Origin of the sequence: Streptomyces sp. AgN23, assembly GCF_001598115.1 — a bacterium.
Classification (GTDB): domain Bacteria; phylum Actinomycetota; class Actinomycetes; order Streptomycetales; family Streptomycetaceae; genus Streptomyces; species Streptomyces antimycoticus.
Map to the genome: position 1 here is coordinate 3,979,185 of NZ_CP007153.1, position 19,011 is coordinate 3,998,195.

Below are 19,011 nucleotides of genomic sequence, written 5' to 3' on the forward strand. Positions count from 1 at the left end.
GCCTACACCCGCCCGAGTATCGCCGCGGCCGAGTCCACGCCCTCGCGGGTACCGATCACGATCAGCTCGTCCCCACCGGCCAGCCGGAAGTCGGGGGTCGGGGAGGGGATCGCCTCCGCCCTGCGCAACACGGCCACGATCGAGACGCCGGTCTCGGTCCGCATCCGCGTCTCGCCCAGCACCCGCCCGTTCCAGTACGACGTGGACGACAGCTCGATCCTCTCGGCCACCAGCCCCAGTTCGGTGGTGGACAGCAGATTCGGGCTGTGATGGCTCGGCATCAGGACCCCCACCAGCGCTTCCGCTTCCCCCGCGGTCAGCCTGGTGGACAGGGCGCACTCGTCGGGATCCTCCTTCCGGTACGCACTCAGCGTCCGGTCTCCGTCGCGGTGCGCGATGACCGACAGCAGCCGGTTTTCTCGTGTCGTCAGGTCGTAGCGAACCCCGATGCCGGGCAATGGCGTACTGCTCATCCGCGGAGCGCCCACAATCATCCCTCTCGTCGCTCGAGTCTCGTGCCACCCTAACGAATGGCAAAGATTCGGTAATGAGGGCCGGTGAGTGAGGGCTCGATGGGACGATGCCGACCGCATAAGGGTGGGGTGGCCATCGACAGGCGAGGAGGACGGTGCCCGGAGGAGGATGGTGCCCATGATTGTGTGGAGGCGGCTCAGCACAGGCATCAGACCGGTTCCCGATCCGGTCGCCACTCCCGTCATCTGGGGCGGGGCCTTCCTCGGTGCGCTGGTGCTGGTGGTAACCCTGAACTCCCTCGGCGGCCACGGACGCCCGATGTTCGCCCTGATCGGGCTCTCGCTGCTGGCCGCCCTGCTGGGGCTGTGCGCGCGTTTCGTCGCGGCGCCCGGTACGGCGGCGCTGTGCTGGTTCTTCCTCAACGGCTTCGCCATTCCGCCCGCGGGCCGGCTCTCCTGGGCGGGCGACCGCGACACCGGCTGGCTGGCCTGCCTGCTGGCGGCGGCCGTCGCGGGCACCGCGCTCGCCCGTATCGTCAACGCCCGGGCGGGATACCGCCGCATCTCCCCGCTCGGCCGCCGGCCGGGGCCGCCGGAATGAGCGACGGCCGGTCCGACGACCGGCCCATGGCCGTAGGTCCCACGGCCGTGGGACGGCCCGGCGAAAGGCCGATGCTCCCGGGACGGGCCCGTCCCTACGCTGTGGGGCGCTGCCCGGCGGTCACGGTGCCGTCGATGTGTTCCTCACGACGTAGGAGACGCCCATGCCCGCCGACGGTCAGAGCCATATCCGTATCGCCCGCCCCTCGCGCGACCTCGCGGCGGCGGAGCGCTTCTGGTGTGGTGGGCTGGGGTTGAGCGTGGTGTACCGGATCGAGGGCGGTGACGGGGCCGGGGAACACGATCTGCTGATGGTGGGCTGGCCGGACGCCTCCTGGCACCTGCAGCTCGTCCACGGGGCGGCCCACCCCGTCGAGCCCCGGCCGACCGAGGAGGATCTCCTGGTGATCTACCTCGACGAACCGGTCCCCGAGGCCCTGGTGGCCCGCCGCTTCGCCAGGCGTCGGCGCCATGTCGCGACGCGCCGGACCCCTCGGGCTAGTGCGGCAGCGTCAGGACCGCCACACCGTTGACGCGGTCGGCGGCGAGGTCGTCGAGGGCGGCGTCCGCCCGGTCGAAGGGGTAGGGGGTGACCGTGGCGCTGATGCGGTCCCCGGCGGCCGCGGCGAGGAATTCGCGCCCGTCCTCGCGGGTGTTGGCGGTGACGCTGCGCATGGTGCGTTCGCGGAAGAGGTGGCGCTCGTAGTCGAGGGACGGGATGTCCGAGAGGTAGATCCCGGCGATGCTCAGCGTGCCGCCGGCGTCCAGGGCCTCCAGCGCGACCGGGACCAGTTGGCCCACCGGGGCGAAGAGGATGGCGGCGTCGAGGGGCTCGGGCGGGCGGTCGTAGGAGTCGTTCGCGGAGGCGGCGCCGAGCTCCAGGGCGAGGGTCCGGGCGGCGGGTGAGCGGGTCAGGACGTGGACGACGGCGCCCTGGGCGATGGCGACCTGGGCGGTCAGATGGGCGGAGCCGCCGAAGCCGTAGATGCCGAGCCGGCCGCCCGGCGGGAGGTCGGCGCGGCGCAGGGCGCGGTAGCCGATGATGCCGGCGCACAGCAGCGGGGCGAGTTCCTCGTCGGTGTAACCGGAGGGCAGCTCATAGGCGTAGGCCGCCGGTACGGTGACGTACTCGGCGTAGCCGCCGTCCGCGTCCCAGCCGGTGTACTCCGAGGACGGGCACAGGTTCTCCTGGCCCCGGAGGCAGTAGCGGCAGCGGCCGCAGGTGCGCCGCAGCCAGGGGACGCCGAGCCGGATTCCGGGGCCGGGGCCGTGCGCCCGCGGGCCCGCCGCGACGACCTCGCCGACGGCCTCATGGCCGGGGACGACGGGACTGCGGTGCGGGGGCAGGTCGCCGTCGCGGACATGCAGATCGGTGCGGCACACCCCGCAGGCCCGGACCCGGATCAGCAGCTCGTCCTCCGCCGGCCGTGGCACCGGCAGCTCCACCTGCTCGATCCGGCCCGGGGCGGGGACCACCCATGCCCGCATGGTCGCCGGAAGGTCGGCGTTCGCGTCCGTCGTCACACCGTCAACGTAACGCCGTGAGGGCCGCGGCGACCGTAAGGCACGCGTTCAGGCCATGCGGCGCCAAAAGGGAAGAGATGCGGCCGGAAACTGCCAACCGCGTGCGGATGCGGTCAGGCCGAGGTGCCGTCCATCGCGGTGATCAGGCTCTTGGGCCGCATATCGGTCCAGTGCTCGTTGACGTAGTCCAGGCACGCCTGGCGGTCGTCCTCGCCATGGGCGACCGTCCAGCCCGCGGGGACCTCGGCGAAGACCGGCCACAGGGAGTGCTGCCCCTCCTCGTTGACGAGCACGAAATAGCGGCCGTCGGGGTTCTCGAAGGGGTTGCTCATCGCGGTTCTCCTCGCTCGCGGTCGGCATCGACAGGGTTTGACGGTACCGGCCGGAGCGCGCACCCGCCCAGGGTCCCCGGGGACCCTGGGAAAAAGCCTGGGATACGGAAATGGCACCTTCCTGGCGGAATTCCGTGTTCCGGCATGTCCCTCGCCTACGGTCCCCGGCATGGTCGCGTCCGCCACAACCGAGCCCAAGGGCTCCATGGCCATGGAGCTCACCACCGGCGACCCCGCGCTCACGGCCCGTCTGGAACGCGGGATGGACGCCTCGGAGGAGCAGCTGCGCGCTCTCGCCACCGAGGCCCGGGACCCTTGTGTCGCGGAAGTCGCCGGACATCTCTTCGGCCCCGGCGGAAAGCGGCTGCGCCCGCTTCTGGCGCTGGTCGGCGCGGAGTTCGGGGTACGCGGTCCTTCCGCCGCCGTGCCGGCCGCCACCCTGGCCGAGCTGGTGCATGTCGCCTCGCTCTACCACGACGACGTCATGGACCAGGCCCGCACCCGGCGCGGGGTTCCCAGCGTCAACGCCCGCTGGGGCAACACCACCGCCGTGCTCGCGGGCAATTGGCTGCTGTCGAAGGCGGCCCAGCTCGCCGCGGAACTCGGCCCGGAAGCCATTCGGTTGCAGTCCAAGGTCACCAATCGGCTGATCATGGGCCAGATACGGGAACTCGTCGGCCCCTCGGACGACGACGATCCGCTCTCCCACTACTTCACCGTGGTGGCGGGGAAGTCGGCCTCGCTCATCGCCATGGCGCTGCAGCTGGGGGCGGTCCGGACGGGCGCCCCGGAGCCTGTCGTCCAGGCGCTCGCCGAATACGGAGAACATCTGGGAATCGCCTTCCAGATATCCGACGACATCCTCGATATCACGTCTTCCTCCGAGGTCTCCGGGAAGGAACAGGGCAAGGATCTCGCGATCGGCGTCGCCAGCCTCCCGGTGCTGCTGGCGCTGGCCGACGAGCGGCCGGAGGCGGGTGAGTTGCGCACCCTGCTGACCGCCGCCACCGCGGGCCCGGAGGGCACCGGGCTGCCGAGGGCCGTCGCGCTGCTGCACCGCTGCGGGGCGCTCGCGGAGGCGCGGACGGTGATGCACGGGCGGCTGCTGCGCGCCCGGACCGCGGCGAACGGGCTGCCGGACGGGTCGGCGACGCGGGTTCTGCACGCGCTGTGCGACTTCGTGGCGCGCCGGGATCGCTGACCGGCGCGCGTACGTCCGCGCCGTCCCCCTGGCCGCACCGCCGCATCCGTTTCCGCCGCCCCCACCGGTCGGCCGGTGGCGGCGGCACGACGTAACCTGATCCCTATGGGCAGCTCACGGTCGAATGTGGTGGACGAGCCCATCGACCCCGATACCGGCCCGACGCCGCCCACCCGGCACCACCCCTGGCGGGGGCAGGGCCCCGTGGTGGGCGTGGTGGCGGTGGGCGGCGCACTCGGGGCGACGGCACGCTACGGGGCGTCGCTGCTGTGGCCGACCCCGTCCAGTGCCTTCCCCTGGACGATCCTGCTGGTCAACGCCGTGGGCTGCGCGGTCATCGGCGTCTTCCTGGTGCTGATCACCGAGATGTGGACGGCCCACCGGCTGGTACGGCCCTTCTTCGGCACCGGTGTGCTCGGCGGCTTCACCACCTTCTCGACGTATGCCGTGGACTTCACCCGGCTGACCCAGGACGGCCGTTTCGCCCTCGCCTTCGCCTATCTGGCCGGGACGCTCGTGGTGGCGATGGCGGCCGTATGGGCGGCCGTGGCGGCGACCCGGAACGTCCTGGGCGCGTACGGGCCCGGCGGGAGGGCGGCCCGGTGACCGGCGAGCCCGCGCTGCGGCTGACCGTCTTCATCGGCGAGAACGACACCTGGCATCGCCGGCCGCTGTCCGCCGAGATCGTGCACCGTGCCCATCGCGCGGGGCTCGCGGGGGCGAGCGTGTTCCGCGGCGTCGAGGGGTACGGCTCCTCGTCCCTGATCCACACCTCGCGGCTGCTGTCGCTCGGCGAGGATCTGCCCATGGCCATCGTGATGATCGATACGGAGGAGCGGGTGCGGTCCTTCCTGCCCGAGCTGGAGGAGATCGTGGGTGACGGCCTCGTGGTGGTCGACCCGGTCGAGATCGTGCACCCCCGGGGCCGGGCCCGGTGAACTGGCTGCTGGTGATCGCGGGCGGGATGGTCGGTGCGCCGCTGCGCTATCTGACCGACCGCGCGGTCCAGGCACGGCACGACTCGGTGTTCCCCTGGGGCACGTTCATGGTCAATGTGGTGGGCTCTCTGGTGCTGGGCCTGCTGACCGGTGCGGCGGCGGAGGGGGCGGCGTCCCAGCGGGTGCAACTGCTGCTGGGCACGGGGCTGTGCGGGGCGCTGACGACGTACTCGACGTTCTCGTACGAGACCCTGCGGCTGGCCGAGGAGGGCGCCCGGCTCTTCGCCGTGGCGAATGTGGTGCTGAGTGTGGTGGCCGGGGTGGGCGCCGCCTTCGCGGGTGCGGCGCTGGCCCACGCGATCTGGGGCTGAGGCACGACCCTCGCGACGGCCTTACGGTTCGCACCGGCCCTTACGATTCGCACCCGCCTTACGATTCGCACCCGCCTTACGATTCGCACCGGCCTTACCGTCCACAAGCCCCACCCCCGCACAGCTACGGCAGCAGTCGCGTCGCGCTCGGCGGCAGGCCGAACTCCCCCGCGGCAGCCGTCCGCAGATGCTCCAGCATCACCCGGCGCAGCTCACGCGCGGCCCGGGGCGGCGCGACGTCCTTACGGTGGGCGACGGCGATGGTGCGCTGCATATCGTGGCCGGCGAACGGCGTGATCCGCAGCCCGGACCGGGCCGCCACCATCCCCGGCAGTACGGCGATGCCGAGCCCGGCCCGTACGAAGCCCAGCACCGCGTCCATCTCGCCGCCCTCGACCGTGAAGGACGGCTCGAACCCGGCCGCCCGGCAGACCGCCGTGGTGAATTCGCGCAGGTCGTAGCCGCGCCGGAACATCACCATCGGTCGGTCCCGCAGATCCTCCACCAGGATCCGCCGACGCCGGGTGGGGGGCGGGGACGCGGGCGAGGAGGCCACCACCAGTTCCTCCCGCAGCAGCTCGGTGGCGGCGAGGGCGGGCGCCTGGCCGGGCAGCGGGGTGATGATCAGCGCGAGGTCCAGCTCGCCCGCGGAGAGCGTGCGGACCAGGTCCTGGGATCCGCCCTCGTCCACGATCAGCTCGATGCCCGGGAACTCGTCGTGGAAGCGGCGCAGCACATCGGGGACGAAGCTGGCGCACAGGCTCGGCGTGGCCCCCAGCCGCACCCGGCCGCGCCGCAGCTGGGCGACCTCCTGGACCTCGCGGTGCGCGGTCTCGGCGTCGGCGAGGATCTGGCGGGCCAGCGGGAGCAGTGCCTCTCCCGCGTCGGTGAGGGCGATGTTGCCGCGCGCCCGGTGGAAGAGGTCGGCTCCCAGCTCCCGCTCCAGGGAGCGGATCTGCTGGGACAGCGAGGGCTGGGCGACATGCAGGAGTTCCGCGGCGCGGGTGAAGTGCCGGGTCTCCGCGACGGTGGCGAAATAACGCAGCTGATGCAACTGCACACCACGATGATAGGCACCGGCTATGGACGTCTCGCCACAGCGTGCCCAGGACGTATGGGCCAGAACCTATGGGCCGGGACACATCGCCCACGACATAGGGGCCAGGACGAGGCAGCAGGGCGCCACCCGGCGACCGGCCTCGGGGCGGGCGGCCGTCGCCGGGTGACGACGCGCGCCCTACTGGTGGGCGGCCAGCGCCCGCGTGCCCGGGCTACAGGATTCGAGCAGCGAGGTCAGCTCCGCCTCGGGCAGCTTCCGCGCCGCGCCGGGCCGGCCGCCGTCGAGGTGGGCGATGGACGCGTCCAGCCAGGTGCGGTGCGGTTCCACCCCGATGAACTCGGCGAGCCGGATCAGTTCCTTCTCCGGCTCCTCCAGCAGCGTCTCGTACGACAGCGCGGTGCGCTGCTCCGCCGGGACGCCGTCCAGCTTCCGCAGACCGTCCACGATCGTCTCGGACCACAGGGTGCCGAACGCGCTGAGCGGAATGGGACGCTCCATCACCAGCGCCGGGTCGTACCGGTCGCTCAGCAGCGGCGCCAGGTCGGGCGGGAGCTGGGCCGCGTGCTGCGGCGTCAGGTGCTGCGGGGTCTCCAGACCGAGGTGCATGGCCATCTCCCACAGCAACGGGATCATCCGGAAGCTGAAGTGGCGGCTCATGGAGACGGCACAGTCGGGGCCCTCGCGGTAGAGGTGCACAAAGCGCGCCTCGGGGAAGGCGCGGTGCATCTCCGGCACACGGCCGATGGACAGGCCGGTCCGCTCGACGACGGCACCGGGGTTGCCGAACCGTGCGCCGAGGGAGGCGAAAAGGGCCGTCCAGTGATCTGCCGGACGGCGGGTGGGCCAGGAGGTGACCTCGGACTCCAACTCGTCGAAGAGCGTGTCGGGGTCGTCGGTCAGATGGGGCAGCACCATGACGCTGATGGCCGGAATACCGGTGGTCTCCGCGTCGAACCGCCGCTTGGGCAGCTTGTGGTAGAGGAACTCGGGCGGGGTGGCACCATTTTTGATCATGCTATTGGTGATCACATTGGGCCGGGACAGATAACCCCAGAACTCCGGACCGCTCAGCGGAGCCTCGTCCAGCATCTCCGCATCGGGAATGCTGGCGAACAATTCATTGATGCTGAGAACATCCGGATGAATATTGATGACCTGAGACAGAGCTGTCGAACCGCACCGACCGGTGCCGACAACAAATGTCAACTTCTGGTTGACCACGCGCACTTCCTCCCGTTTTCTCGGACAACTAGTCGTTTCCCTAGTAGCCGTTCCCATAGTGGTCCATGACACACCGCAGCCCATTCGGCGGCCGCGGCGATGCTAATGGACGCCCTGGGCGACGATGACTACGACCATGGAACAGGGGAAACACACACAACGGGATGTGAGGGGACGAACTCAAGGTTCAGCAGTTTCCGACACTTTTGCGCAACTTTCACATCCGACAGGAGTGTTACCTTCGGTAACCTCCTGACGACCAGCAGCGAAGCGTGATCTGAGAGTCGACGCGCGGCTTCACAACTCGGTTACGGGGCCGAAACCATAATCGAACAGTTTCTCCCGTGACGAGACGGTCATCTTTTCGTACCAACAGCACTGCTAGAGTGCACATCCGCCCCATACCCCTGATCCTGGGCTGGCATGCCCAACGAGGCCGGGAGGGGCGGAAGAAGACGCGACATGACACAGAGCAGCCATGCCGCCGCACAGGGTGTCAACAACGAAGGGACCTGGGGGCCCAACAGCGGCGCGGTATTTTCGACTCGGGGGACGATGCATTACCAGGTGCGCCATGCACGGTGATTCGCTTTCAAGACCCCTGCGCATACGTTAAATCGGGGAAGGTGTTTCGTACGTGTTGGTGGAGCGCGATCAGGAGATAGCCCGGCTCAATCGGCTCCTCTTCGAGGACGCCCGCGAGGGAAGCCGGCTCGCCGTGATCAGCGGCGCCGTTACGTCGGGAAAGACCGCACTGCTGCACACCGTGGCGGACACGGCAGGTGGACGCGGCGTCCGGGTGCTGCCCGCGGTCGCCTCCGCCTCGGAGCAGAAGTTCCCCTATGCCGTGCTCGAGCAGCTCTACCAGGGCATGCCGGCCCATCTGCAGCGCTCCAGGCCGCGGCCCGGCCTCGAGGCGCTCCGGAACCCGCACGGCCCCATCGAGGCCGAACTCCCGCTGCTCCAGGACTTCCACCGCACGCTCGACGAGCTGACCGGTGACGCCCCCGTGCTGATCGCCATCGACGACGTCCAGTTCGCCGACCTTCCGTCGCTGCGCTGCCTGGCGTACGGCATCCGCCGCTGCCGCTCGGAGGCGCTGTCCGTGGTGGTCAGCCGCGGGTCGCTGACCGGACCCGCCGCCACGGCCCTGGACGAGCTGCTGCACGAGCCGAAGGTGTGCCATGTGCGGCTCGCCCCGCTCACCGTCACGGGCGTCTCCACGCTGCTGGCCCAGGAGTTGGGCACCGAGGAGGCCGGGCGCCACGCCGCCGCGTACCACGAGATGACCGGCGGCAATCTGCTGCTGCTGCGCGGCCTCCTGGACGACCGGTTCTCCCGCCTGACCCGCGGCCCCCTCGACCCCGCGCCCGGAACGGACGCCCCGGTGGCCGGGGAGCTGTTCCGGCAGGCGGCGCTGTCGTGCGTGTACCGCGGCGGCCCGGCCCACCGCCGGGTGGCCCACGGGGTCGCGCTGCTGGGTGACGCCACGTCCGTTCCCCTGCTGAGCAGGCTGATCGAGGTCGAGGAGCGGCTGGTCCGGCAGTCCGTCGGGCTGCTCACCGAGGTGGGCATCCTGCACGGCGGGCGGTTCCGCAGCGACGCGGTGCGCGCCGTGCTGCAGGACGATCTGGAGCTGCACGAGCTCGGCCCGCTGCATCTGCGGGCCGCCCGGCTGCTGTACGAGGAGGGCGCCGACCCCATCGACGTGGCCCGCCATCTGCTCAGCCACGAGGCGCCCGGGCCGGTCGAGGAGTGGATCTCGCAGGCGCTGTGCGACGCGGCCGTGCACGCCATCGCCGCGGACCGCAGAGAACTCGCCATGAACTGCCTGCAGATGGCCGACCGGTACAGCACCGACGAGCGCGAGGCGCTGCAGCTCCAGGCGACGATGGTGCAGGCCATGTGGCCGTTCAACCCGCTGTCCCAGATGCGGCGGCTGCAGGCACTGGCCGGTCCGGCCGGCAGCGGGCTGCTGCCCGCGCCGCAGACCATCCCGGTCGTCATCGGGCTGCTGGGGCTGGGGCGGATGGGCGAGGCGGCCGCCGCGCTGGAGCAGGTCAACCGGGCCGCCGACGAGCACCCGGGCACCGACCTGGACACCGCGCTGCGCGCCATCCGGCTCGTGCTGTCCTCCACCTACCCCGACCACCCCGAACTGCGGCCCTTCCTGGACCAGGAGGAGTGCGACGGCCCGTGGGACATCGGCCCGCTGTCGCCCGGCCAGTCCCCGGAGTCGCCCCAACTGACGGCGTTCCGGGCGCTGCGGACCGTGCTGAGCCGCGGTGTCGACGAGCGCGCCGTGCGGGCCGCGGAGCGGGTGCTGGAGACCGTCCGGCTCTCCGACCGGACGATGCTGACCGTGCACGCCGCGCTGCAGACGCTGGTGTACGCGGACCGCCACGCCACCGCCACGAGCTGGTGCGACCGGCTGATCGAGGAGACCTCGGAGCGCGGCGCCAAGGCGCTGCTGGCCTACTTCTGTGTGCTGCGGGCCCAGATCGCGCTGCGCGTCGGACGGTTGCGGGACACGGTCCGGTACGCGGAGCGGGCGCTGGAGGAGCTTCCGGCGCGCGGCTGGGGGGTCACCGTCGGCATGCCGCTCGGGATGCTGATCAACGCGCACACCGCGATGGGCAACCACGACGCGGCGGCCGAACTGCTCGCCCGTCCGGTGCCGGAGGAGATGTACCGGAACCGCTTCGGGCTGCACTACCTCTACGCACGGGCCCGGCATCAGCTGGCCACCGGCCGCCAGCACGCGGCCCTCACCGACTTCCGCGCCTGTGGCGAGAAGATGGCCGCCTGGGGCCTGGACTCGCCCGCCACCCTGACCTGGCGGCTCGGCGCCGCCGAGACCTGGCTGACCCTGGGCGGCCAGGAGCGGGCGGCGCGGCTGGCGGAGGAGCAGCTGGAGCTGGCCGGGGAGTCCTCGTCCCGTACCCGGGGCGCCGCGCTGCGGGTGCTGGCCGCCACCCGGCCGCTGAACGAGCGGATCGCGCTGCTGCAGCAGGCGGTGGGGGTGCTCCAGGCGAGCGGCGGCTGGTACGAGATGGCGCGGGCGCTGGCGGATCTCGCGGAGGCGCACAAGCAGCTCGGCGATCTGGACACCAGCCGGCTGATGACCCGTCGGGCGCTGCGGCTCGCGGACAGCTGCGGCGCCGAGGAGCTGTCGCGTTCGCTGCAGCGCACTCCGGCCCGTTCGGCCCTGTCGGAAGCGACCCGTACCGGCGAGGATACGGCCGCCTTTTCCGAACTCTCCGACGCCGAGAGCCGGGTCGCAGCACTAGCAGCTTCCGGCTACACCAACCGGGAAATCGCCGCTAAGCTCTACATCACGATCTCCACGGTGGAACAACACTTGACCCGCGTCTACCGGAAGATCAACATCAGCCAGCGCCGAGAACTGCCCGCGAGCCTGGATTTCGATGTCGCTTACACCGCCTGATTTCCCCGCGATGCCACTCGGCCCCAAGAGGTTGATGCCATGACGTGCGCTACCGCGTCCGCCACGACCATGCTCGTGCCGGATTTCCCCTATTCCTATGACAGGTGGCTGTCCCATCCTGCCGGTCTGGGCGCTCTGCCCGCCGCGGCGCACGGGACCGAAGTCGCCGTCATCGGCGGCGGGATGTCCGGCTTGACGGCGGCCTATGAGCTTCTACGCCTAGGGCTTTCCCCAGTTCTCTATGAAGCGGAGCAACTGGGCGGCCGGATGCGGTCCACACCGTTCCCAGGGAATCCGGAATACAAGGCGGAGATGGGCGCCATGCGCTTTCCCGTCTCCGCCCGATCGCTGTTCCATTACATCGATCTGCTGGGCCTGTCCACTCGTCCTTTCCCTAATCCTTTGGCACCGGCCACCGCGAGCACGCTGATCGACCTGAACGGCGGTCAGGACCGGGCGCGAACCGCCGGCGAGCTCCCGGACGTCTACCAGGAGGTCGCCGACGCCTGGGACAAGGCGCTCCAGGAGCGGGCCGACCTGGCCACGCTGCGGGACGCCATCCAGCGGCGGGACGTCAGCACGCTGAAGACCATATGGAACTCGCTGGTCAGGGAGTTCGACGACCAGTCCTTCTACGGCTTCCTCGCCACCTCTTCCGCCTTCCAGTCGTTCCGCCACCGGGAGATCTTCGGCCAGGTGGGCTTCGGCACCGGCGGCTGGGACACCGACTTCCCCAACTCGGTGCTGGAGATCCTGCGGGTCGTGGTCACCGAGGCCGACGACAACCAGGTGGGCATAGTCGGCGGCTCCTCCCAGGTGCCGAACGGGCTGTGGGAGCACCAGCCCGAAACGCTCGCGCACTGGCCGCAGGGGACGTCGCTCGCGTCGCTGCACGGCGGCCGGCCCCGCCCCGCGGTCACCCGGCTGCGGCGGACCGCCGACGGCGTCCGGGTGACGGACGAGAGCGGCGAGGAACGCGAGTTCCCCGCGGTGGTCTACAGCCCGCATGTGTGGACACTGCTGAACCGGGTCGACTGCGATCCGTCGCTGCTGTCCACTCCGCTGTGGACGGCGGTGGAGCGCACCCACTACATGGGCGCGTCCAAGCTGTTCGTCCTGGTCGACCGGCCGTTCTGGCGGGACGCCGACCCGGCGACCGGCCACGACATGATGAGCATGACGCTCACCGACCGGATGCCGCGCGGGGTCTATCTCTTCGACGACGGGCCCGACCGGCCCGGGGTCATGTGCCTGTCGTACACCTGGAACGACGACTCGCTGAAGGTCGCCACGCTCTCGGCCGAGGAGCGGCTGGAGACGCTGCTGACCAAGCTGGCCGCGATCTATCCGGATGTGGACATCCGGTCGCACATCATCGCGGGGCCGCTCACCGTCACCTGGGAGACCGAGCCCCGCTTCATGGGGGCCTTCAAGAACAATCTGCCCGGCCACTACCGCTATCAGCGGCGGCTGTTCACCCAGTTCATGCAGGACGGGGTGGATCCGGCGCAGCAGGGCTTCTTCCTGTGCGGGGACGATGTCTCCTGGACGGCCGGGTTCGCCGAGGGTGCGGTGACCACGGCGCTGAACGCGGTGTGGGGAGTCCTCCGCCACCTCGGCGGCACCACGCATCCGGACAACCCGGGCCCCGGCGATCTCTTCGACACCTTCGCGCCGCTGGAGCTTCCGTACGACTGACGGCCGTGGCCGTACACCTACAGACGGCCATGGCCGTACACCTACAGCGCACAGGGGGAGCCGACGCGCGCCGTCGGCTCCCCCTGTCGTCTCAGCCCTGGGCTATCTGCTCGAGCCGGCGCTTGTCCGGCTTGCCGTTGCGGTTGAGCGGGAAGCTCTCCAGCACCTCGACCCGGTTGGGCTGTTCATAGACCGGGAGCACCTGGCACAGCCGCTCCCGCCAGTGCTTGGCGTCCCGCAGCTCATCGTCCTCCACGAAGAAGACGAGCTGGGTGTCGCCGGCCCGGCGCTCGTCGGGGAGCGGCACGATCCGGGTGGAGATCTCGGCCAGGGCGGCCTTCCGCTCGATCAGCTCGGGGTGGAGCGTGTAGCCGGAGCGGTGCACCGCGAACTTCCGCCCCAGGACGAAGAGGTTGTCGTCGGCGTCGAGGTAGCCGAGGTCGCCGGTGGTCTGCCAGCCGGTGGGCACGGCATCGATGGTGCCGTCCTCGGCGAGATGCCCCTCGAGCGCGTCCGGGGTGTCGACCTCGATCTCACCGGCCTCGCCGGGAGCGGCCGGGTGCCCGTCCTCGTCGACGACGCGCAGCTTGATGCCCTCCATGGCCCGGCCGCAGGAGACCGGGTTCTCCAGGGTGGCGAAGGCGATGTTGCCCAGCTCGGTGCTGCCGTAGCTGTCCAGCAGCGGCAGGCCGAACTCGGCCACATAGCGCTCGGAGAGCGCGCCGTCGAGCGGCGCGGCGCCCGAGCAGAACATCCGGACGCCTTCCAACTGCGTCCGCAGCGACGGCTTCCGGCCGACCAGGTTGAGCATGGTGCGGTAGCTCGACGGAGTGGCGTCGATCACCGTGGCGCCGGTCCGGCCGGCCATCTGCACGGCCCGGTCCAGGCGCTTGTACGGGGCGATCACCAGTGAGCAGCGGGTGAGCCAGGCGATGAGCACCATGGACAGCCCGTACTGGTGGGCGAAGGGCAGCAGCGGCAGCAGTACGTCGTCCGGCCGGTGCCCGACCTGGGCGGCGTTGCGCTCCAGGTTGGTGAGGAACTTCGCGCCGGACTTGACGGCGCCCTTGGGCTCGCCGGTGGAACCGGAGGTCCACATGATCAGGCCGTCGCGGCGGTCGGCCCAGGCGTCGAAGGACAGCTCCCGGGTGGTGAGCGGGCGTCCGGCGGCCGGAGCGATCAGTTCGTAGAGGTTCACCGTACGGATGTCGGCGTGGATCGGGGCGTCGTCGTCCACGAAGGCGATCGTGGCGCCGGTGCGCTGGGCGATCCGCCGGGTCTCGTCCGGGTGCTCCTGCTGGTCGATCAGGACGATGGAGGCTCCCACGTGCATGAGCGCGAACAGCACGCTCACGTAGGCGGCGGAGTTGCCCGCCTTGAAGATGACGCGGTCGCCGTGGGTCACCCCGTGCTCGCGGATCACATCGGCGACGCGCAACGCGTCCAGCTCGAAGTCGGCCAGGGTCTGCACCGAGTCGAGCGCGTAGATCTTCGCGGTCATCGAAACGTACTCTTTTCCTTTTCGCTCAGGGGTTCGCTCAGGAGATACGGGCAGCCCTGGGCGGGTCCCCCCTAGGCTCCCTGGTCTTCGAAGCCGGTCTCCCACTCGGCATCGACGGGGACGTGCGAGAGCAACTGGTCGTGCACCAGGTTGACGACCTCTCTCCGGCTCGAGTCGAGGTAGTAACGGGCGCCGGGAAACACCTCGAGGTCGAATCGTCCGCTCGTACGCCGCCGCCAGGCCCGTACGCCGCGCAGCGGGGTCTTGGGGTCGCCCTCACCGGCGAGGGCGACGATCCGGCAGCCGAGCTCCGGGGGCCCCAGGGACATGCCCCAGTGCGCGGTGCGGCCGGATACGAACAGGGTCAACAGTGCCGTGCCGGTCTCCCGTTCCAGGCGCTCGGCGACGCGGTAGGCGAGGTCGGCGCCGGCCCGGTGGCCGAAGAAGGCCAGCGGGCGGTCCATCCACTCCCCCAGCGCACCGAAGATCCGGTCCGCGAGGTCGGCCGAATCGGTCAGCCGCTCATCGTCGTCGATGCCCACGTACAGCGGGTACTGGATCGCCAACACCTCGACAGTGGGCAGCAGAAGCTCGGACAGCGAGAGGTAGTACGCGGTGGAGTGGGCGGATTCCGGGAAACAGATCAGCCGGAAACTACTCGGAGTTTCCGTTTGCAATATCCGAATAAGGCCCACATCATCGGGCTTGATCTGGCTCAAGGAGTACATCCCCGCGATTGCACTGAGGGGCCGGGCACGAGTGCGATGGTGGGGCGCGTCGACCACGCTCGTCCGAGATGCTGACTCCGTGAGGCTATGAGCCCTTCTCCCGGGCCACAACCCCTAGTAACCGCTATTCGAGGTACGCGCTATATGCGGGTACCGCGCCATCCCGGCGTGGCCCGGGACACAGCGGGACACAGCAGGCGCCCCCTAAGGCCCCCTCACCCGTGCCACCACCCCCTAATCTGCGGGCAGTTAGGGGCCAGGAGTCAAGCCGTCGTGTTAAACAAGAGGAAAGTAATGTTCTCCTCAAGCCAATTAAATCGGTGCGACGACAGCGATGAACACAACACGCCCTATTGACTTCGCCGTCGTTGTCGACGGCTTGATCAAGAAGTATCCCGGCCGGCCCGTTCCGGCTGTCGACAATCTCAGCTTCACCGTCAGGCACGGTGAGGTCTTCGGCTTCCTCGGCCCCAACGGAGCGGGCAAGACCACCACCATCGGCATCCTGACCACCCGGGTCGCACCCAGCGGTGGGCGTGCCTTCGTGCAGGGCGTCGATGTGGTGCGCAGGCCGGCGGTGGCCCGGCAGTCCTTCGCCATTGTGCCGCAGCGCAACAACCTGGACCGGTCGCTGACGATCCGTCAGAACCTGACTTTCCACGCCGGCTACCACGGTCTCCCCCGCTCGGAGCGCAACCGCCTGGCGGACGAGAGCCTGGAGTGGGTCGGCCTCGGCGACCACGCCAAGGCCCGGGCGGACCAGGTCTCCGGTGGTCAGGCACAGCGCGTGATGATCGCGCGGGCACTGATGCACCGCCCCCGCGTGCTGTTCCTGGACGAGCCGGCCACCGGTCTGGACCCGCAGTCACAGATCTTCGTACGCGACCGGGTCGCCGAACTGAAGACCCGTGGCGTCACGGTGGTGATCACCACCCACGACATGGAGGAAGCCTCCAAGCTGTGTGACCGGATCGGCATCGTCGACCACGGCAAGCTGCTCGCCCTGGACACCCCCGAGGCACTGACCAGCCGGATGAGCAACACCGCGCTGACCGTCACGGTGCGCCCGCCGCACACCGGGATGAACGGCGTGGTCCACATGGTGCAGGGCCTCGGGGTCGCCGAGCGGGTCGAGGTGCTCAGCGCCGGGGCCGAGATGGCCGCAGCCATGGGCGGGGCCGGGGCGATCGACGACGGCACCTTCCGGATGAAGGTCTACAGCAACGCGTCGTCCTCCGTACTTCTGCCCACGGTCATCAAGGCCCTGACCGACACCGGCTGCGAAATCAAGGACCTGAATGTGAGCAAGGCGAGCCTGGAAGACGTCTTTGTCGACCTGACGGGGAAGGAGATGCGATGAGCTCCTCCTCTCGACCCACGTCATCGACGGACGGGACCACGGGCGGCAAGGGCGCGGAGGAGAAGCCCGCGGCCGGCGCCGGGGCACCCGCGTCGCACCAAGGCGGCGCCGCCAGGGACGGCGGGCACCGGCCCGCCGACCCCAGGACCCCCGCTGCCAGGCCGGACGGGAACCGCACCACCGACCCGCGGGCCCCCGAGTCCAAGTCCCCCGAGGACGACGGCTTCGAGGACACCCGGACCGTGCTCGTCCGGTCCAAGCCGTCGGCCCCGCGCCCGGCCGCCGAGGTGCAGAAGGCCACCCCGAACGCGCCGGTCAAGCACGAGGGCAAGGCGCCGGATGTCCGGCAGCCCGACCCCCGGCAGCAGCAGAGCCGGCCGCAGGAGCACCGGCACCACGAGGCCAGGGGCATGGCCGCCCCGCACGGCGGCGGCGACATCGGGGACACCCTGACGCTCGTCATAAAGCCCATACCGGCCCCGTCGGCGACCCAGGCCGCACAGGACGCCAAGGCCGCGCTGAACGCCATCATCGCGGCGGCCGACGCCCGTTCGCCGCTCGTGGAGCCCGAGCCCGAGCCGCAGCCCGAACTCGAACTCGAACTGCCCGACGCCAAGCGCCGCCCCGGGCGCCACCGGCGCCGCGCCAACCGGTGGCGGACGTTCTTCTTCATCCTGTGGCGCGACATCTTCGTCACCGGCCGCGAGATGGGCCCCTTCCTGGGCCAGGTCATCGTGGAACCGTTCTTCATGCTGTTCGTCTTCGGCAAGGTGCTCGGCGAGATCGGCTTCACCCAGCCGGGCTTCCAGCAGGTGCTGCTGCCCGGTGTGGTGGCGCTCAACAGCTTCCTGGTCGCCCTCCAGAACACCGCACTGCCGCTGGCCATCGACTTCTCCTGGACCAAGGAGATCGAGGACCGATTGCTCGCCCCCATCCCGGTCTCCCTGGTGGCGGTGGAGAAGGCGATCTTCGGCGCGATGCGCGGTCTGATCGGCTCCCTGGTCATGATCCCGATCGGTCTGGCGCTGCTGGACGACGTCTCCTGGCCGCTGGAGAAGATGCCGGTGACGCTGGGCATCCTGAGCCTGGGCGGACTGGTCGGCGGCTGCGTCGGCCTGACCCTGGGCACCCTGGCGCCCGCGCGTCATATCTCCATCGTCTTCGCCATGACGCTCACCCCGATCATGTTCACCGGGGCCACCCAGTTCCCGTGGCGGAGCCTGGAGGGCGTCCGCTGGTTCCAGATCCTGTGCAGCTTCAACCCGCTGACCTATGTCACCGAGGCGATGCGCGGACTGCTGCTGGAACCCGGGCCCAAGGTGCCGGAGTCGATCCCGCTGTGGATCTGCTTCTCCGCGATCGGAGCGGCGATCCTGATCTTCGGGACCATCGGCATCCGGGGCTTCAACCGCCGGGCGCAGGACTGAGCGACGGCAGGATCGAGAGTAAGGCACCACATCATGACGGCATCCGAGCAGACGAAGACAGCCATCGTGTTCCCCGGTATGGGGCCCTCCGGCTTCTCCGAGGTGGGCAGGTTCCTGACGCTCGACCCGTTCGCCCGCAAGCGGCTCGCCGAGGCCGACGAGGCGCTGGGCTACTCGGTCTTCGACCGGCTCCGTGACTCCGAGGACGACTACTCCGAGGCCACCCAGATCGCCTTCCTGGTGAACTCGATGGCCTCGGCGGACCGCGCGGAGCAGGAGCACGGACTGGTCCCGGACCTGTGCGTGGGCCCCAGCTTCGGGCAGAAGGCGGCGGCGGCGTACGTCAGTTCGCTGCCGTTCCCCGAGGTGGTGCGGCTCACCGCGGAGCTGGCCCGCTGTGAGCACGCGTACTTCGCCGAGGCGCACCAGGACGCGGTCACCCACACCTTCGTCCGCACTCCGCAGGAGAAGCTGACGGAGATCCTCACCGAGCTCGGCGAGCGCGGTGAGTGGTACGACTACTCCGGCTATCTCGACGACGGCTTCTTCATGGTCTCGCTGCGCGAGAAGGAGCTGGAAGGCTTCAAGAAGGCGATCAGCCAGGCCGGCGGCTACTCCATGTACACCATGGTCCCGGCGGTGCACGCGCCCGCGTTCGCGGAGCTGCGGCGCCGGGCGGCCGAGGAGATCCTGCCGAAGTACGACATCCTCGACCCCAAGCTGCCCGTGGTCACCGACCAGGACGGCACCATCGTGACCTCGGCCGACGCGCTGCGCACGATGCTTCTGGACACCTTCGACCTGCCGATCCACTGGCCGAAGGTGGTGGACACGCTCAAGGGCGCCGGGGTGTCGAAGATGTACATCACCGGGCCGGACAACCTCTTCCACCGGCTGGACCGCACCAAGTCCAACTTCGAGGTGGTGACGGTGGGTCCGGGCAAGCGCTCGCGGCCCGCGCGCAAGCGCTGATGACGGCGTGACACGCGGCGCGGCCCGGCCCCATCGGGGTCAGGCCGCGCGGCGTGCATGGGTTCAGGAGTGTCCCTCGGCAACGTCCAGGTTTGCGCAGGTCAGAGCGGAGCCGGACGCGGGCGGCGCGGCAGTGTGCCGACATGACGACGGCCCC

The 19,011-nt window shown here is 70.1% G+C and carries 18 protein-coding genes; 11 read left to right on the forward strand and 7 right to left on the reverse strand.

The window, feature by feature from the left end; all coding sequences use genetic code 11:
• Positions 1-2 precede the first annotated feature (2 nt).
• A complete protein-coding gene (locus AS97_RS17530; protein WP_059145650.1) occupies positions 3-473 on the reverse strand; it encodes a TrkA C-terminal domain-containing protein in 471 nt (156 codons plus the stop codon).
• A gap of 178 nt (positions 474-651) precedes the next feature.
• Between AS97_RS17530 and AS97_RS17535 the strand changes: the two genes are divergently transcribed.
• Positions 652-1,074: a hypothetical protein gene (locus AS97_RS17535; protein WP_059145728.1), complete on the forward strand. Its 423-nt coding sequence runs from the start codon at positions 652-654 to the stop codon at positions 1,072-1,074.
• 163 nt (positions 1,075-1,237) lie between these two features.
• The gene (locus tag AS97_RS17540; RefSeq protein ID WP_247204402.1) at positions 1,238-1,606 is read left to right on the forward strand and encodes a VOC family protein; all 369 of its coding nucleotides are present in this window, start codon (positions 1,238-1,240) and stop codon (positions 1,604-1,606) included.
• Here AS97_RS17540 and AS97_RS17545 read toward each other — a convergent pair.
• Together AS97_RS17545 and AS97_RS17550 are read right to left on the reverse strand one after the other, a co-directional pair.
• Positions 1,572-2,561, reverse strand: a complete 990-nt coding sequence (locus tag AS97_RS17545; protein WP_086705891.1) for a zinc-dependent alcohol dehydrogenase family protein — start codon at positions 2,559-2,561, stop codon at positions 1,572-1,574. The genes AS97_RS17540 and AS97_RS17545 overlap by 35 nt on opposite strands.
• 149 nt (positions 2,562-2,710) lie before the next feature.
• Positions 2,711-2,929, reverse strand: a complete 219-nt coding sequence (locus tag AS97_RS17550) for an MbtH family protein (RefSeq protein WP_059145648.1) — start codon at positions 2,927-2,929, stop codon at positions 2,711-2,713.
• A 169-nt stretch (positions 2,930-3,098) separates the two neighbouring features.
• Here AS97_RS17550 and AS97_RS17555 point away from each other — a divergent pair, with 169 nt between their 5' ends.
• The 4 genes from AS97_RS17555 (at position 3,099) to crcB (AS97_RS17570) (ending at position 5,439) form a co-directional block, all read left to right on the forward strand.
• The gene (locus AS97_RS17555) at positions 3,099-4,130 is read left to right on the forward strand and encodes a polyprenyl synthetase family protein (protein ID WP_059145647.1); all 1,032 of its coding nucleotides are present in this window, start codon (positions 3,099-3,101) and stop codon (positions 4,128-4,130) included.
• Positions 4,131-4,235: 105 nt separating this feature from the next.
• Positions 4,236-4,736, forward strand: coding sequence for a fluoride efflux transporter CrcB (gene crcB, locus AS97_RS17560; protein WP_125757767.1), 501 nt, complete (start codon positions 4,236-4,238; stop codon positions 4,734-4,736).
• Positions 4,733-5,068, forward strand: a complete 336-nt coding sequence (locus AS97_RS17565) for a DUF190 domain-containing protein (protein WP_086705893.1) — start codon at positions 4,733-4,735, stop codon at positions 5,066-5,068. The genes crcB (AS97_RS17560) and AS97_RS17565 overlap by 4 nt, the downstream gene beginning before the upstream one ends.
• Positions 5,065-5,439, forward strand: a complete 375-nt coding sequence (gene crcB / locus AS97_RS17570) for a fluoride efflux transporter CrcB (RefSeq protein ID WP_059145644.1) — start codon at positions 5,065-5,067, stop codon at positions 5,437-5,439. The genes AS97_RS17565 and crcB (AS97_RS17570) overlap by 4 nt, the downstream gene beginning before the upstream one ends.
• Positions 5,440-5,563: 124 nt before the next feature.
• On the opposite strand, the gene AS97_RS17575 is transcribed toward crcB (AS97_RS17570), so the two are convergent.
• Both AS97_RS17575 and AS97_RS17580 read right to left on the reverse strand, forming a co-directional pair.
• A complete protein-coding gene (locus AS97_RS17575; protein ID WP_059145643.1) occupies positions 5,564-6,499 on the reverse strand; it encodes a LysR substrate-binding domain-containing protein in 936 nt (311 codons plus the stop codon).
• A 177-nt stretch (positions 6,500-6,676) separates the two neighbouring features.
• A complete protein-coding gene (locus AS97_RS17580; protein ID WP_247204403.1) occupies positions 6,677-7,777 on the reverse strand; it encodes a sulfotransferase in 1,101 nt (366 codons plus the stop codon).
• 586 nt (positions 7,778-8,363) lie between these two features.
• On the opposite strand from AS97_RS17580, the gene AS97_RS17585 reads away from it, so the two are divergent.
• Together AS97_RS17585 and AS97_RS17590 are read left to right on the forward strand one after the other, a co-directional pair.
• On the forward strand, positions 8,364-11,168 hold the full coding sequence (locus tag AS97_RS17585; RefSeq protein ID WP_247204813.1) for a LuxR family transcriptional regulator: 2,805 nt from the start codon (positions 8,364-8,366) through the stop codon (positions 11,166-11,168).
• A gap of 39 nt (positions 11,169-11,207) precedes the next feature.
• Entirely contained in the window at positions 11,208-12,866 is a 1,659-nt protein-coding gene (locus tag AS97_RS17590; protein WP_086705896.1) for an NAD(P)/FAD-dependent oxidoreductase, read from the forward strand.
• 91 nt (positions 12,867-12,957) lie between these two features.
• Here the strand turns inward: AS97_RS17590 and AS97_RS17595 are convergent, their stop codons facing one another.
• Together AS97_RS17595 and AS97_RS17600 are read right to left on the reverse strand one after the other, a co-directional pair.
• Positions 12,958-14,367 (reverse strand): class I adenylate-forming enzyme family protein, encoded by a 1,410-nt coding sequence (locus AS97_RS17595; protein ID WP_059145639.1) that lies wholly within the window; start codon positions 14,365-14,367, stop codon positions 12,958-12,960.
• Positions 14,368-14,438: 71 nt separating this feature from the next.
• Positions 14,439-15,044, reverse strand: a complete 606-nt coding sequence (locus tag AS97_RS17600; protein WP_237513509.1) for a thioesterase domain-containing protein — start codon at positions 15,042-15,044, stop codon at positions 14,439-14,441.
• 385 nt (positions 15,045-15,429) lie between these two features.
• Here AS97_RS17600 and AS97_RS17605 point away from each other — a divergent pair, with 385 nt between their 5' ends.
• The 3 genes from AS97_RS17605 to AS97_RS17615 are packed head-to-tail and all read left to right on the forward strand — an operon-like array spanning position 15,430 to position 18,854.
• Complete coding sequence (locus tag AS97_RS17605; protein WP_079059512.1) at positions 15,430-16,455, forward strand: ATP-binding cassette domain-containing protein; 1,026 nt, start codon at positions 15,430-15,432, stop codon at positions 16,453-16,455.
• Positions 16,452-17,882: an ABC transporter permease gene (locus AS97_RS47385; RefSeq protein WP_236669511.1), complete on the forward strand. Its 1,431-nt coding sequence runs from the start codon at positions 16,452-16,454 to the stop codon at positions 17,880-17,882. The genes AS97_RS17605 and AS97_RS47385 overlap by 4 nt, the downstream gene beginning before the upstream one ends.
• Positions 17,883-17,915: 33 nt before the next feature.
• Positions 17,916-18,854 (forward strand): ACP S-malonyltransferase, encoded by a 939-nt coding sequence (locus AS97_RS17615; RefSeq protein WP_059145637.1) that lies wholly within the window; start codon positions 17,916-17,918, stop codon positions 18,852-18,854.
• Positions 18,855-19,011: the final 157 nt, after the last annotated feature.

Bases quoted from the DNA above. Each gene is read 5' to 3' on its own strand.
- AS97_RS17530 (WP_059145650.1), bottom strand. From the start codon at position 473: ATGAGCAGTACGCCATTGCCCGGCATCGGGGTTCGCTACGACCTGACG.
- AS97_RS17535 (WP_059145728.1), top strand. From the start codon at position 652: ATGATTGTGTGGAGGCGGCTCAGCACAGGCATCAGACCGGTTCCCGAT.
- AS97_RS17540 (WP_247204402.1), top strand. From the start codon at position 1,238: ATGCCCGCCGACGGTCAGAGCCATATCCGTATCGCCCGCCCCTCGCGC.
- AS97_RS17545 (WP_086705891.1), bottom strand. From the start codon at position 2,561: ATGCGGGCATGGGTGGTCCCCGCCCCGGGCCGGATCGAGCAGGTGGAG.
- AS97_RS17550 (WP_059145648.1), bottom strand. From the start codon at position 2,929: ATGAGCAACCCCTTCGAGAACCCCGACGGCCGCTATTTCGTGCTCGTC.
- AS97_RS17555 (WP_059145647.1), top strand. From the start codon at position 3,099: ATGGTCGCGTCCGCCACAACCGAGCCCAAGGGCTCCATGGCCATGGAG.
- crcB (WP_125757767.1), top strand. From the start codon at position 4,236: ATGGGCAGCTCACGGTCGAATGTGGTGGACGAGCCCATCGACCCCGAT.
- AS97_RS17580 (WP_247204403.1), bottom strand. From the start codon at position 7,777: ATGGGAACGGCTACTAGGGAAACGACTAGTTGTCCGAGAAAACGGGAG.
- AS97_RS17590 (WP_086705896.1), top strand. From the start codon at position 11,208: ATGACGTGCGCTACCGCGTCCGCCACGACCATGCTCGTGCCGGATTTC.
- AS97_RS17595 (WP_059145639.1), bottom strand. From the start codon at position 14,367: ATGACCGCGAAGATCTACGCGCTCGACTCGGTGCAGACCCTGGCCGAC.
- AS97_RS17605 (WP_079059512.1), top strand. From the start codon at position 15,430: ATGAACACAACACGCCCTATTGACTTCGCCGTCGTTGTCGACGGCTTG.
- AS97_RS47385 (WP_236669511.1), top strand. From the start codon at position 16,452: ATGAGCTCCTCCTCTCGACCCACGTCATCGACGGACGGGACCACGGGC.
- AS97_RS17615 (WP_059145637.1), top strand. From the start codon at position 17,916: ATGACGGCATCCGAGCAGACGAAGACAGCCATCGTGTTCCCCGGTATG.